Source organism: Mesorhizobium sp. M0778 (genome assembly GCF_040320105.1).
Taxonomy (GTDB): domain Bacteria; phylum Pseudomonadota; class Alphaproteobacteria; order Rhizobiales; family Rhizobiaceae; genus Mesorhizobium.
Genome location: NZ_JAMYPA010000040.1, coordinates 15,188 through 29,068, shown reverse-complemented (window position 1 = coordinate 29,068; position 13,881 = coordinate 15,188). Strand labels below are relative to the sequence as shown.

Annotated in this window: 10 protein-coding genes and 1 pseudogene; 2 read left to right on the top strand and 9 right to left on the bottom strand. The window is 62.0% G+C overall.

Annotation, left to right across the window (positions count from 1 at the left end; all coding sequences use genetic code 11):
• Positions 1-737 (top strand): glucoamylase family protein (locus NKI22_RS30660; RefSeq protein WP_352959599.1); only part of this gene is annotated, 737 nt, incomplete at its 5' end.
• A gap of 65 nt (positions 738-802) precedes the next feature.
• On the opposite strand, the gene NKI22_RS30655 is transcribed toward NKI22_RS30660, so the two are convergent.
• From NKI22_RS30655 to NKI22_RS30630, 6 genes are all read right to left on the bottom strand, one after another.
• On the bottom strand, positions 803-3,223 hold the full coding sequence (locus NKI22_RS30655) for a polysaccharide biosynthesis tyrosine autokinase (RefSeq protein ID WP_352817043.1): 2,421 nt from the start codon (positions 3,221-3,223) through the stop codon (positions 803-805).
• Positions 3,224-3,372: 149 nt separating this feature from the next.
• Positions 3,373-4,269, bottom strand: coding sequence for a UTP--glucose-1-phosphate uridylyltransferase GalU (gene galU, locus NKI22_RS30650; RefSeq protein WP_352817040.1), 897 nt, complete (start codon positions 4,267-4,269; stop codon positions 3,373-3,375).
• Positions 4,270-4,345: 76 nt separating this feature from the next.
• Complete coding sequence (locus NKI22_RS30645) at positions 4,346-5,296, bottom strand: glycosyltransferase family 2 protein (RefSeq protein WP_352817038.1); 951 nt, start codon at positions 5,294-5,296, stop codon at positions 4,346-4,348.
• Positions 5,286-6,236 carry a glycosyltransferase family 2 protein gene (locus tag NKI22_RS30640; protein WP_352817035.1) on the bottom strand — a complete coding sequence of 317 codons (951 nt, stop codon included), beginning with the start codon at positions 6,234-6,236 and terminating at the stop codon, positions 5,286-5,288. Before NKI22_RS30640 ends, NKI22_RS30645 begins: the two co-directional genes overlap by 11 nt.
• Positions 6,236-7,231 carry a glycosyltransferase family 2 protein gene (locus NKI22_RS30635; RefSeq protein WP_352817032.1) on the bottom strand — a complete coding sequence of 332 codons (996 nt, stop codon included), beginning with the start codon at positions 7,229-7,231 and terminating at the stop codon, positions 6,236-6,238. The genes NKI22_RS30640 and NKI22_RS30635 overlap by 1 nt, the downstream gene beginning before the upstream one ends.
• An 11-nt stretch (positions 7,232-7,242) precedes the next feature.
• On the bottom strand, positions 7,243-8,415 hold the full coding sequence (locus NKI22_RS30630; RefSeq protein WP_023717982.1) for a glycosyltransferase family protein: 1,173 nt from the start codon (positions 8,413-8,415) through the stop codon (positions 7,243-7,245).
• A 292-nt stretch (positions 8,416-8,707) separates the two neighbouring features.
• On the opposite strand from NKI22_RS30630, the pseudogene NKI22_RS30625 reads away from it, so the two are divergent.
• Positions 8,708-9,760: pseudogene (locus NKI22_RS30625) on the top strand (polysaccharide pyruvyl transferase family protein); the annotation flags it as partial.
• Between the two features lie 222 nt (positions 9,761-9,982).
• Here the strand turns inward: NKI22_RS30625 and NKI22_RS30620 are convergent.
• The 3 genes from NKI22_RS30620 to NKI22_RS30610 all read right to left on the bottom strand — a co-directional run bounded on the left by NKI22_RS30620 (position 9,983) and on the right by NKI22_RS30610 (position 13,879).
• The gene (locus tag NKI22_RS30620) at positions 9,983-11,446 is read right to left on the bottom strand and encodes a lipopolysaccharide biosynthesis protein (RefSeq protein WP_023717984.1); all 1,464 of its coding nucleotides are present in this window, start codon (positions 11,444-11,446) and stop codon (positions 9,983-9,985) included.
• Positions 11,443-12,612: a glycosyltransferase gene (locus NKI22_RS30615; RefSeq protein WP_023717985.1), complete on the bottom strand. Its 1,170-nt coding sequence runs from the start codon at positions 12,610-12,612 to the stop codon at positions 11,443-11,445. The genes NKI22_RS30620 and NKI22_RS30615 overlap by 4 nt, the downstream gene beginning before the upstream one ends.
• A 187-nt stretch (positions 12,613-12,799) precedes the next feature.
• On the bottom strand, positions 12,800-13,879 hold the full coding sequence (locus tag NKI22_RS30610) for a glycosyltransferase (protein ID WP_023717986.1): 1,080 nt from the start codon (positions 13,877-13,879) through the stop codon (positions 12,800-12,802).
• Positions 13,880-13,881 lie beyond the last annotated feature (2 nt).

The following is a 13,881-nucleotide window of genomic DNA, read 5'->3' as shown; positions in this document are numbered from 1 at the left end:
GAATCGGTGATTGCAACGTCACCACCGTGCCATGGCCGCTCGCCCTTCAGAGCAAGCGCCGTTCTCTCTCCAAAACTTTTTGCAGAACCTTCAGGACACTATCGGGAATCTATCACGAGGGTTTTGCTGTAGGACCTAGCTTTCGAAACGGGCGTGACCATGACGGGATCGTGCTGCCGTTGGGAATGAATTCTGGTGGCCCGCTCTTCTTTTCGCACTATTCTTTCTGCGGGCTCGATCCCCGGGGCCTAAGTGACCGCTACGCCGATTACTGGCAACAGAACGTCAGTCATACGCAGATCAATTATCGGCATTGCGTTCGCAATCCCCATAGCCATTTGGGATATGGACCGGACTGCTGGGGTCTGACCGCGAGCCATGGGCCGCGAGGATACGTCGCGCATGCACCCGACAGGGACTTTGGCGTGATCACTCCGTCTGCTGCCCTGTCGAGCTTTCCCTATGCCCCGGCGGAGGCGATGCGCGCACTGCGTGGCTTCCTGGGCAAGCCTCGAAAACGCATATGGGGCCGCTTCGGCTTTGTTGACGCGTTTTGCGAAAGCCGCAACTGGTACTCCCGAACCTATCTGGCGATCAATCAGGGGCCGATCATCGCGATGATCGAGAACCATCGTACAGGGCTGTTGTGGCGGCTTTTCATGAGGGCGCCGGAAGTGCGCAGAGGCTTGGAGAGGCTTAGCTTCATCAGCAAGCATCTCAGAATGTCAACACCCTAATAGATCTTTGCGACGCCGGGTGATTCCGCTTCGGTGCAAAAATGCTCGAAACGCGCGGACCGCACTCAGGCAGCCGCCTTTGTGCGCGCTTCCGATTTTTCCAGATAATAGCTCGAATATTTGTCGAAGAATTTTTCCGAGCCGCCGATCGCGCCATACTTGGCGAGTTTCTTCAGCTCGACCTTGTTCAGAACCGCGCCAATGATCTTCTTCGCGATATAGGGTTCCGAGCTGAGCATCGATTGCACCATCGCACGCGGCGTGCGTCCCCACTCGGTGACCAGCACGAAGCCGTCGACAAGCGGAGCGAAGGCCTTGGCGTCGACGACAGGCCCGAGCGGCGGCAGATCGACGATGATGTACTCGAAGGTTTCCTTGGCGTTGTCGATGAAGCGCCGCATGCCGGCCGAAGACAGAAGCTCGCTGGTATGCGAAAACTGGCCACGCAGGACGGCCGGGATGATCGCCAGTTTGGTCTGCCGGTCGATCTTGCCGACCGACTGCCAGGTCTGCCCGCTCACCACCGCTTCCATCAAGCCCTGCTCGGCCTCCATGCCGAGGCTGCGGCTGAGGCCGGGATTGCGCAAGTCGCCGTCGATCAGCAGCGTTTTCGATCCGTTGGCGGCAAGCAGCCCGGCAAGATTGGCCGCCACCGTCGACTTACCTTCGCCCGGAAGCACCGAGACCACGCCGATGACCCGGCTGCCCTGGCCTTCTATCACGACGTCGAAGGCGATCTTTGCGTTGCGCAGCGTCTCGGAGAACATCGATGCCGGTGCATCAACGGTTACCCGCATGCGCGCACGTTTTTCGGCTGCCGACAACGTTTTGGAGGGCTGGGATTTGGAGGACTTGGCGGTCTTGGATTCAACGACTTTGACGTCAGGCTGACCGCCATTGCGCTGGTCATCCTTGCCAGCCTTGCCGATGACCGGGAGATAGCCGAGGAATTTGAGGCCGACACGGTCGCGCACATCCTCGCCGGTCCTGAAGAAGCGTTCCCTGAATTCATTCAGACCACCAACCCCTGCCCCCATCATTATGCCAAGCGCCAGCGAAAGCCCCAGCACGATGGCCGTTCGCGGGGTTGCGGCCGACTGTGGCATCGTCGCGTCCGAGATGACCCGGATCTTGCCGACTGGGAAGGATTGCTGTTGGGCGGCCTCCTCATAGCGGTTCAGGAATGTCTGGTAGAGTGTCGAGAGCGCCGTCGCCTTCTGGTCCAGTTCACGCAACTTGACCTGCGACTGGTTGTCGATGGAGCTCTTGCCTGCCGCCAGGGCGACATTTGCGCGGAGCGCGGTTTCGCGCGCCAGAGCGACCTCGTATTCGTTGCGGTAGCTTTCGGTCAGTTGCTTCAGCTCGCCGAAAATCTGCGCCGATATGTCGGCCTTCTCCTTGGCGAGCGCGACGGCCTGCGGATGTTGCGGGCCGAAATTGGCTTCGACGTCCTGCTGCCGCTTGGCGACTGTGAGATAGCGGTTCTTCAGCGTCGTGATGACGGAGCTGCTCGGCTGGTCGTTCGATATCGCGGCGTCCTTGAACGCATTGTCCGAGCCGCTTTCGACGATCGACTTGTACTGCTGATAGCGGGCGCCGGCACGTGCGGTATCGGCCTGTGCGACGATCAGCTGAGTGTTGAGATCGGACAGTTGCTTGTCGCTGATCAGCTGGCCGTCATTGACGGCCAATCCATGTTCGGCCCTGAACTTTTCGACCGCCAGTGCGGCCGCCTGGGAGCTCTCACGAAGCTCGGTCAGCCGGCCCTGCAGCCAGACAGCCGCCCGCTCGGTCGCGTCGAAGCTGGCATCAAGCTGATCGGCGAGATAGGCGTCGGCATAGGCCTTGGTGATGGCGGTCGCAAGCGCCGGATCCGTCGCCTGAAAGGAGATGCTGATGACAAAGCTTCGGCCGATCCGCTCGGCATCGAGTTGGTTCTGCAGTTTGAAGATTGCGTAGTCGCGGGACGACGACGATGCGGTGATCGCGTCACGCGTCGCGGCATCAAGCTGAGTGACATCGGTTGTGCTCGCGGCGCGCTTGGGGCGGACAGACTGGATGATACCGCGTACAAAGCTTGCGACCTTAGACAGGGCCGATGTCGGAGGGTTCATGAAAGCGTCGTTCTGATCGAGCTTCAGCTTGTCGACGACCACCCCCGCCAGCCTGGCCGACTGTAGAATTTCGATCTGGCTCAGAACGGCGGAGTCGGTCTGCATGCTGACCGACGCCGCCGAAATGTCGTCGACGACCTTGTTCAATCCTTCGTCGATCAGCACGCTGCTCGTCGCCACATAGGTAGGAGGCGTGGTCTGCAAATAGAGCACGCCGAGAAAGAGACCGATGATGGCGCAGGCGGCAACCACTTTCGCCTGCCGCGCGGCCATGCCAAGCAGACGCTCGATGTCGATGAAGTCTTCGGCGTTTGCCGCACTCGAAGTCGGCAATGGCGTCCTCTTGTCGACAGGAAAATTGGCATAGTTCATCTTCGGTCCAATTCTAGTTTGCAGGCGCTACCGCCTCGAAGATCGGCACATAGGGTGCAAACCTTGCGCCGGACAGTGCGCGTTACGCGCGGCGCAACGGCCTGTCCTGCGTCATCAGCCGCACCCACAATGCCTCGAAAAAATGGACATTATGCGGCTTCTTCCCGACGCTGATGCGACCGGACGAATTCCTGCAGCATCTCGAAGATCGGACCCTTCATGTCCTCACGCGCCAGCGCGAAAGCGACATTGGCCTGGATGAAGCCCTCCTTCGAACCGCAGTCGAACATGCGGCCGTTGAAAGGCTGGGCGAAGAAGGCCTGCGTCTGTGCGAGACGCACCATTGCGTCGGTCAGTTGGATCTCGTTGCCGGCGCCGCGTTGCTGGCTGCCCAGCAGCGAGAATATCTCGGGCTGCAGGATGTAGCGGCCGTTGATGTAGAAGTTCGACGGCGCGTTGGCCGGTGCCGGCTTTTCGACCATGGCCGTCACCTCGAAGCCCGTACCGACATCCGCGCCGCGCCCGACAATGCCGTATTTGCTGGTCTCGGTCGGATCGCAACGCTCGACGGCGATAACGTTTGCGCCAGTCTGCGCATAAAGATCGGCGACTTCGGCAAGACACCCTCGCCCGCCAAAGGACACCATATCCGGCAACAGCAACGCGAAAGGTTCGTCGCCGATGACCTCTCGCGCGCACCAGACGGCGTGGCCGAGGCCTTGCGGCGACTGCTGACGGATGAAGCTCGTCGCGCCGGCGACGGGAAGCAGGCTCTCGAGCGATTCGAGCTGCGCCTTCTTGCCGCTCTGCTCCAGGGTTCCGATCAGTTCAGGATGCAGATCGAAATAGTCCTCGATCACCGCCTTGTTGCGGCCGGTGACGAAGACGATGTGCTCGATGCCGGCCTCGAATGCCTCGTCCACCGCATATTGCACCACAGGCTTGTCGACCACCGGCAGCATTTCCTTCGGCATGGATTTGGTCGCCGGCAGGAACCGCGTTCCAAGCCCCGCCACCGGTATGACTGCCTTCCTGACTTTTTTCATTGCATGTTCCTTCTGAGGAGATCGATTTCAACCCTGTCGCAGGCGGCGAAATTTGTCTTCATTCGCCTGCAGCCCTTTACCTCCCCGCCACCACGGCAAACTGTGCCGCTACCCTTCGCAGCCGGACGCCGATCGGCATGCTCATATGCCGAACCGCCGCCGGATCGCTGAGCGCCGTCCATATCGCCTTGAGCGGGGACCGCGCCTTGATGTGCTGAACCAGCGACAGGAATGATGCCGCCCGCCTTAGGCTGCGAGCGCGCCTGGCGAAGGCCGCCGCGGCCGCAGCATCCATGGAATGGGTCGCGGCGAAGGTGGTATCGGCCCTGCGCATCGCCTCGACGTGATGAAGTTCGAGCACCCGGGAGATGGAACCGGTGCGAATGTGGTAAATATAGCCCGTCGTCGGCTCGACCACGCATTTGCCGCCTTTGGCCAGAGCACTGGCCAGGAGGATGTAGTCTTCGCCGATGATCAGGCTTTCATCGTAACGAAGCCCGTTCTCGTTCAGGAACCGGCGCTGGAAGATCGGCTTGAGATAGCCGAGATTGAACCTCGATTCGAAGAGGACATTGCCGCCGATGTAATCCGCCAGCGAGATTTCACTGAGCCCTTCCAGATAGTCGGCCGGGAACATCGTCTCTTCCGCAACGCCGTCCTCCCGAACGACCTGCAGATTATCGACCGCGATCTCGGCGCCGGCTTTTTCCGCGCGTTCGATCATGGTGCAGATTCGCCCGGGATAGACCGCGTCGTCGGAATCGAGAACCGCTACCCACCTGCCGCGGGCAAGCTCAAGGCCGGCGTTCCTGGCGCCGCCGGGGCCACGGTTTTGCTCAAGCGCGACAACGCGTACGATATCTTCGGGGTAGGATCTCGCCAGGTCGAGCGTCCGGTCGCGCGACTTGTCGTCGACGACGATGACCTCGACGCTGACATTGCGCTGGGCGACGGCGCTGGCAATCGCCCGATCGATGGTCGCCTCGGCATTGTAGGCGGCAATCACGAAGCTCACGTCAGGCTGCACGCTTGCCCCCTTGCTGCGGCGAAGACAGGCCGTATTGGCGGATTTCACGAACCCCGACGAGGCCGCTGACGACGCCGACATGCATAATGCCGCGAAGGACGCTGCGGTTCCGTCGGACGGGGTCGATGGCGACCGGAATTGCCGACAGGAAACTATAGCCGGCCTTTGCCGCGGCCATGCCGACCTGCTTGAGCCGGGAAAGGCCGCGCGCGTTGCGCCCCAGGAGGTGGCCATGCGTCTGTCCGACGCGGAACCGGCGGCGGCCGAGCCAGTCGAATGCCGCCCTGGCAGGCGGCACCACTTCATCGACCCAAGCCTCTGGCGAAAAGGCGATACGGCCGCCGGCCTTGACCATCTGGTCGAAGAATTCGGTGTCCTCACCGCCGGTCTGGCCACGTGCCAGGCTGAAGCGCCGGCCGCGCAGGCTCTCAGCGCCAATTCTGAGCAGGACGTTGCAGGTGTAGCCGGTGCGGATCTCGCCGCGCACCCAGACCGGCAAGGTCGAGTGGAAATCGCCCTTGCGCATCCAGTCGGGCGCTTCCGGCCGGTAACGGGCTCGCACCGGTCCGAGCACGGCCGCAGCACCAGTTGCTTCCGCCGTCGCCAGCAGTTCGGCAAGCCAGCCGGCGGTGGCCGTCTCGTCGTCGTCGATGAAAGCAACAAAGTCCGATGCGCTGGCATCGAGGCAAGCGTTGCGGGCGATCGAGATGTTGCGGGCCGCGGCGTGCCGGTAGGTCACCGGTAGCTTCAGCTCCCCAGCCAGCTTGGCGACCAGCGGCTCGGCCGTCGGCGTATCGTCGTTGTCGGCAATGACGATACCGACAGCGTATTCCGCAGGCATATCCATGGCCGCTATCGAGCGAAGCGTGTCGGCAAGCTCCGGCCGGCGAAATGTGCAGACGCAAATATCGATGCTTCGATTTTTCTTGACCGGGTCCATCACGCTACCCCGCGCTGCGGTCGCGGTGCTAGCAGCTGCAGCCAGAAGCCGACCGACCAGCCGAAATGCATGACCATTGCCGAGACCCCGGCAAGCGCAATGTCGGGTTTGCGCTGACTGACCGCGGTCCAGAAGCCGTAGCCAAGGCAGACCGAGACCCATAGCAAAAGCGGCACGGCCGCCAGCCAGTGGACGAAGGAAAAGGCGGCGAGAAGAACCACGGGAAACACCAGAAGCGGCACCATCTGCCGGATCTTCGGGATCATGCGGTGCTTGAGAGCGTTCTTCGCCCGGCCGCGGCCATAGCCGAGATACTGAAAATAGAGGCCCTTCAGCGAGGAGCGCGGGTAGTAGACCATTTGTGTCTTACCGGTCATCCAGATCCGGTAACCGGCCTGACGGAGCCGATAGTCGAGTTCGGCATCTTCATTGTGGCTGAACGTCTCGTCATAGCCGCCGACCGCGGTGAAGGCCGATATCCGGATCAGCGCATGGTGGCCATGATCGACCCATTCCCCCGCCGAAAGGTGCCGATGCTTGGAGCCGCCGGTGCCGAGCCTGGAATTCTGGGCCGCGGCCGCCGCCTTCTGCACCATGCCGCTGCCACTGGTCAGCATCGAGACGACGACCGAATCCGCCCCGGTGGCCTGCGCTTCTTCGACCAGCCGGTCGCAATAGTCGGAGGGATAGCCGCCATGCGCGTCGATGCGAATGAGATAGTCGACGCCCTCCCCGAACCTGGCAACGGCGAGATTGATCGCCGCGCTCTGCAAGCGCTTTTCATTGTGGAGCAGGACCACCCGCTGATCTTTTGCGGCGATATCCGCGACGATCGTCCTGGTGCCGTCCGTACTGCCGCCATCGGCAACGATGATCACCGCGCCCAGCCTCTTGGCCGCAGGGCGGAGCTCTCGAAGCAACGCGCCGATATGGGGCGCTTCGTTCAGGCACGGAACCACGATCATGCAGGATGGGAGCGTTTCGGTTTGCGTCATCGGCCGTCCTTCTATGCCAATGCTTCGGCAGCATATGGACCGGGCGCCGCGGCAAGGCCGCGGAGTTTTTCGACGAGCGCCCGGCAATCGGCGCGGTCGTAGCTCCAGGTGCGCGGATTGCGGGCGAGAACACGTGCCCTCAATGTCTCGAACCGATGCTGCTCCATGGTGCCGAGGGCAGCTTCGAGCGCCTCGGGCGTGGCTTCTGGCAAAAGAACGCCGATGCCTTGCCGATCGAGGAACCGGCCGGTCTCGGTGTTGCCCATCGAGATCGGCACGGCTCCGAAGCGGCAGCCCTCATAGAGACGGTTGGGCAGCAGCCATTCGGAATTCAGGCCCTGCTCAAAAAAGTCGATGGCCCAGGAAAAGTGAACCTCGCGGTAGATCGCCGCCATATCCTCCGGATTGCGATAGGGTCCGCCAAACGAGAGCCAGGGTTCCGATTCAACAAAACCGTGGAAATCGGGAAATTCGGACAACGCCGGGCGGCCTCTGAGGACGATTTCGAAGCGGCCGTCGAGGCGGCGCGAAAATTCGGCCAGAAGCTCCAGGGAGCGGCGGCAGCGGAGCGCCCCGAACCAGCCGATTCGCCAAGGCGGCGCAACGGGATTCTCCTCCGTCATGCGGTCATCCAGGGAAGCCGCGGCTGGCTCGAAATACTTGTTTTCGAGCAGTTCGACCGGCGCGGCAATCTGTCCGAACGGCTTGAAATAATTGGCGATGAAGGCCGGAGAGCTGGTCACCAGAAGCTTCACATCCCTGGCCAGGAAGCGTTCTGCGCCGCGCATCGCCCAGCCCAGCGGATCGTCGCGAAGCAGCAGACGATGGATGTCGAGGCACTCGTAGACAATCGGCACCGTTGCCTGGAAAGCCGACCTGGCCCGCCGGGCAAGCGCCAGCATTTCCAAATTGCGCGCGATAATGAGGTCGGGCCGTTGCATTGAACCCAGCTTGGAGCCGGTCGAGACCACCGCCTTCATGATCGCCGCCAGACGCTGGGCGAATCGGCCATCACGCGTCGGGCCGAGATCGATCGGCTGCAAGCCCTCGACATCAGCAACCGCGCTTGCCGTTCGACGAAAGCCCGCCAGCGTAACCTGGGCGCCGCCTGCCTTGAGCATTATGATCCGCCGGCGCACTGCCGGGTCGGAGACGTCGTGTACCAAGTACAAGACATGCAGCATGAAAACTCGACCGCTGTTGGCCCGCCCGCGACAATGCTAGTACAGCTCTTGCTGCATCGCAACATTTTTGGTTGCAGCGTAGCAAAGATCCACATTTTTTGTTGCACTGCAAAATCGATGGGTTAATCTCGCTCTGCTTGGGCCGCATGGACCGCGCGTTGGCCCTGCCATTGGGCTGCGCGCCAATAATCACGACGCGAGGACCATCCTTGGCGTGCAGCATTTTCGGCCAACCCGCACCTCGGCATCCGTCGACCGAACCGCGGGACTACTCACGAAATGAGGTCATTCAATGAAGATCGCGGTTGAAAACACCGTCTGCCTGAATACCGGAGACGCAGCGATTCTCCTGGCGATTCGCCATGTTTTCAAGACGATCGTGCAGGACGATATCCAGTTCTACGTCTTCGACAGCCAGCCGGAGGTGGCGGCGAGGCTCTACACGAAGAAGGAGTATCCAGATCTCGAATTCCACAAGCTGCTGTCGGAATCGCTGTTCCGCTACAAATACGGCAGTGGGCTGAAGAACCTGTTCAAGCCGATCTACAATCGGCTCGTACTCAATGCCCTGCGGCGGTTCGGCATCCGCGGCGTTCTCGGGCGTTTGTTCAGCTCAAGCAATCGCCGTGGTCTCGAGATCTACAAAGACGCCGACCTCGTGGTCACGACAGGCGGAACCTATCTCGTCGAGACCTACAATCTGGAACGGCGCCTCAATCAATTCCGGATCGACGCGATTCTGGGCAAGGACCCGGTCTTCTTCACGCAATCGCTCGGCCCGTTCAACAAAAGTTACAATCGCCAGGAGTTGAGCCCGATCTTCGACCGGAGCCCGCTCATCCTGCTGCGCGATGAACGTTCGAGAGGCCACATTGTGGACATGGTGAAAGACCCCGGCAAATGCCACGTCGTGGCCGACGCCGTCTTTGCGCTGGCCGATACCGACAGGATCGGAAGTTTTCTGGCCTCCGGCCAGTCGGCGACTGTCACCGGCCGCGTCGCCATTTCCGTCCGTCACTGGAACTATGTCAGCGACGGCGAGGGCGGCATGCGCCGCTACATCGACTCGATCCGCGAGATTGCGACCATCCTGGTCAGGGACCACGCCAAGCAGGTGACCTTCGTCTCTACCTGCCAGGGCGTGCCGGAATACGCCCATGACGATTCCAAGACGGCGCGGGCGATCGTTGCCGAACTCGATCCGGAGATCGCCAAGCATGTGAGCGTGGACGCTTCGTTCCACACGCCGGAGCAACTGATGGCCCTGGTGAAAGGCTTCGACTTCGTCGTCGCGACGCGCATGCACATGATGATCATGTCGCTCTGCGTCGGCACGCCGGTGCTGCCGATCGCCTATGAATTCAAGACCAAGGAACTCGCCAAGCGGATCGGCGTCGCCGACCTGCTGCTCGACATCGACACGGTAACGCCCGAGGAAGCGAGCGAGAAGCTCGGCAGACTTACCGCCAATCTCGACCTCTATCGCAGGACGAGCCTTCAGGCAGTGCTTGAGGAGCATGCGTCGGCGATGTCGGCAGGTGAGCTTTTGAGGCCGGTTATTGCCTGCCTAGCGGGCGTTGCGCATGGCGCTGGAAAGCGTGGTGAACAACGCACTGCGCGACTGGCGAAGGGCAAGCATGAGGATCAGGCCGATCGAATAATTGAGGGCAACCGCCAGGACCACCGCGAGCAGGTCTGACTGGCCGGTCAGCGATACGGGCAACTCCCGGTAGACGGACCAGGCAAGCAGCGACGACATGATGAAAAGCCCCTGCATGATCAGGAAGTCGGCTGCGGTCACCGGGCCGACCCGGTGGACAAGAACGGCAAGCACCGGGACGCGCAGCATATAGCCGCTGATCGCGTAGGCCGCGGCGACACCGACGGCGCCCCAGTGCAGGCCGATGATGAAGGCGGCGACCGTCGTCAGCGACGAGTAGATGCCCCAGTGGAACATGGTCTTGGTCTTGCCCTGGCAGATGAAGATCCATCCGGTGGTGCTTGAGACGGACTGGATCAGGCTGGCGATGCCCAGCCAGGCGAAGATCGGCGCCACCGCTGTCCAGCGCTCGCCGAAGAGAAGCCCGACGACCTGGTCCGACGTCAGCGTCAGCGCCGCGATGCCGGGCATGGTGATGGCCGCCAGCATCCAATTGGTCCGCACATAGATGTCGCGAAACCGCGCCTTGTCCTCATGGATGCGGCTCAGCAGCGGCACCATCACGCGTGTCAGCGGCTGGTTGATGTTCTGCAGCGGAAACAGCAGGAGCTTATAGGCGCGGTCATAGTAGCCGAGTTCGATCGCGCCCGAATATTTTCCGATCAGGATGTTGTCGAGATTGCGCGAGAAGAAGTTGGCCAGATTGAAGCCGGTCAGATTGGCGCCGAAGGACAATATGTCGGTATCGACCTTCAGGTCCGGCCGCGACGGCGTCCAGCGCGCCACCTGCCATGCCGCGGCCAGCGCGACAACAGCCGAAACCGCCGGGCCGATGACCAGCGACCAGTAGCCCAGTCCCGCATAGGCGGCGATTGCGGTAGTCGCAAGTCCGGCAGCGGCGGTTATCACATCGTTCAGCGCGAGCTGGCCAAAGCGCAAATGACGGTTCATCAGCGCCAGCGGCACCGCGGCGAGGCTGCCAAGAAGCAGCGGCAAGGCAGAGCCGATGGTGATCCCGACCATGCGTTGATCGCCGTAGAAGGCGGCGATGGCGGGCGCCAGGCATGCCACCACCACGGCACTGCCCAGCCCAACCAGCGCACTGATCCAGAATACCTGGTTGAGCTGTTCGGTGCTGATGTCCTTGCGCTGGACCACAGCCTGCTGCAGGCCTAGGTTTTGAAGCAATCCGACAAAGGCCACGATCGGCCCGACGGAAGCCACGAGACCAAAATCCTCGGGGACCAGCAGACGCGCAAGCACGATGACCGAGAGAAACTGGATCGCCATCTTGAAGCCTTGCGCGCCGATCGTCACCACGCCGCCGCGCAGAGCGACGCGACCGAACTGGGGGGGCGGGTTGGCGTTCATGCCGGGCGCCTGGCTTCGGCCAGTTGAGCAACGATCTGCGCAAAACGTTCGTTGAGCAGGTCCGCGTTGAAATCCTGCTCGATCTTGCGGCGCGCCGCACGTGCGATGCGCTCGCATTTGTCCGGGTTCTCGGCCACCCAGACAAGCTTGCGGGCCAACGCCGCAACGTCTCGCTCCGGTGCGAGGAAGCCTGTCTCCTGATCCTCGATCAACTCGGGGATGCCCGAGTGATAGGTGCTGACAACAATCAGCCCGGCGGCCATAGCTTCCATCAGCGCCACCGGAATACCCTCGAGATCGCCGTCCTGTGCAGCAACGCTGGGCAGCAGGAATACGTGGGCGTCGCGCAGGCGCTGCTTGACCTCGGCGTGCGGGCGCGGCCCGAGGAAAGTCACCCTGTCGGCAACGCCGAGATTTGCGGCGAGCTTCTTCAACTCTTCCAGCAATTCGCCGCCGCCAATCACCGTATAGACCCAGTCGCGCCGCGGAAGGCCGGCGAGGGCGCGCAGGGCGAATTCGATGCCCTTCTTTTCGGTCAGCCGGCAGACCGAGATGAAGGACAGCGTGTCCCGGTCCCAGGAACGCCAATGATAGCTGATCTCGCCCGGCCGCACGCCCATATGGTGAACCATGACTTGCGCGGCAGGCGCGCCGACGCCGATCAGGGCGTCGCGGAAAAACGCGTTCACCGGCAGCTGGAGAACGCCCTTTTCGAAAACAACCTTGTAGCGCGCGAGCGTGTCGTCATGCAGCGGTTCGCCGACATCGCGGCCGTGGAATATGGTTACCAAAGGAGCGGAAATCCGGCCTCGTTTCATGGCGCGGGCAACGCGCATGCCGTTATTGCCGAAATGCGCGACGATCACATCGGCGTTCTGCAATTTGCGCGCAAAGGCGATGTCGATAACGGTCGAGAGCTTATCCCAGAACCTGCCCGACCATCTCCTGAGCGTCGGGCGAAAGCGCCCCAGTCCGCCCCACCAGCAGACGACCTTGCCAGGCAGCGCCTGCCAGCGGCGATCGTCGATGTTGCTGTCCTTGCCGAACGACGTCTCGTTGCAGACGACGCCGACTTGCATGCCGCGCTCGAGGCACCCTTCTATCTGGTCGAGGACGAAGGTCTCCGACAAAGAGGGGAACTTATCAACTACGAAGCAAATCTTCATCGAATGGACGATCTTTCGAGGCCGGTCGGCGATCTGCTCGCGCGGATGAGGGCTGAAGCCCGTCGCCGCCGTGCGAGGCGCCCCAAGCGTCTGGTGTTGTGCGTGCCGTTGTCCCAAAGCAGCTCCCACCCCGGTCAGGCGCGAGAGCCGGCTTTTGGGCAACGTGTATGGTTTTGGACGAAATGCATCAGGCGGCATGCTCCAGCGCGCCTTGCCTGGCGTTGTCGAGAACACCGAGGAAGGTCGCGAACTGAATGTCTGGATTCATTTGCGGCCGCTCCGAAAACAGCTGCGCCGCCGCCGACAGCCTGTCGTACTCGGCCTTGTCGCTCCATAGCCGCCTGACCGCGGCGACCCAGTCGTCGAGCGGTGCGTCATAGTCAAGTACAACGCCGCCGGCGCCGATCGCTTCCGGCAGGCCGCCGCGGCGGGACCCGACGACCGGAATGCCGCTGCAATGGGCCTCGGATGCCACGCGCCCCCAGGCCTCTTCCCATTTGCTGGGCGCCAGCAGGATCTTGGTGCGGCCATAGACCGTCTTCATGTCGCTGGTACGGCTTTCCAGCCTGACGTTGCGCAGCGGCGCGATGGTCCGTTCGATCTGCGCCCGGTGGTCGTCGTCGAGCTTCCAGCTTTCGACGAACAGAAACGGGATTTCGGGGCATTGGCCGGCGATGCGCACGGCGAGTTCGAACCCTTTTTCATTGTAAGGGTTGATCAGCGTGACGAATTCGCCGGTCGTCGGGGTGCTGTAGAGCCCGGGATTGATGGTCGGCGGAATCACGGTCGAGTCGATGCCGAACCTTTCCTTATAGGTGCGCGCGGTGAATTCGGAGTTGGCGATATAAAGCGCCGAATGCAATTCGCGCAGGTCGCCGGCCAGCTCGTGGAATTCGACGTTCCGCAGATAGACCACCAGCGGCACGCCGAGCGCCTGCAGCGCCTTTCCGATCGGCACCGATTTGTGGCACTGCACGACGGCGACATCGGGATCGAGCCGTTCGACCGCGAAGCGCGCCGCCTCCCAGGGAAACCATGCCCGCACGACCGGATAGCCGGGATAGCTGTCGATGACCGCACGCTGGCGAAGCAGCTTCATCTTGGCGCGCGCCTTGAAGCCGAACATGCCATCACCGAACAGTGCCGCCAGGACCGAGGCGTCATGACCGTGCTCGCGCAGCTGCTCGACCAGATGGTGCGTGCTCGACTGAACGCCACCGCTGAACTGCGGCGTGTAGCCGTTGCCGCCTGCAAACAGAACTTTCATGG

Bases quoted from the DNA above. Each gene is read 5' to 3' on its own strand.
- NKI22_RS30655 (WP_352817043.1), bottom strand. From the start codon at position 3,223: ATGAACTATGCCAATTTTCCTGTCGACAAGAGGACGCCATTGCCGACT.
- galU (WP_352817040.1), bottom strand. From the start codon at position 4,269: ATGAAAAAAGTCAGGAAGGCAGTCATACCGGTGGCGGGGCTTGGAACG.
- NKI22_RS30640 (WP_352817035.1), bottom strand. From the start codon at position 6,236: ATGGACCCGGTCAAGAAAAATCGAAGCATCGATATTTGCGTCTGCACA.
- NKI22_RS30635 (WP_352817032.1), bottom strand. From the start codon at position 7,231: ATGACGCAAACCGAAACGCTCCCATCCTGCATGATCGTGGTTCCGTGC.
- NKI22_RS30630 (WP_023717982.1), bottom strand. From the start codon at position 8,415: ATGCTGCATGTCTTGTACTTGGTACACGACGTCTCCGACCCGGCAGTG.
- NKI22_RS30620 (WP_023717984.1), bottom strand. From the start codon at position 11,446: ATGAACGCCAACCCGCCCCCCCAGTTCGGTCGCGTCGCTCTGCGCGGC.
- NKI22_RS30615 (WP_023717985.1), bottom strand. From the start codon at position 12,612: ATGAAGATTTGCTTCGTAGTTGATAAGTTCCCCTCTTTGTCGGAGACC.
- NKI22_RS30610 (WP_023717986.1), bottom strand. From the start codon at position 13,879: ATGAAAGTTCTGTTTGCAGGCGGCAACGGCTACACGCCGCAGTTCAGC.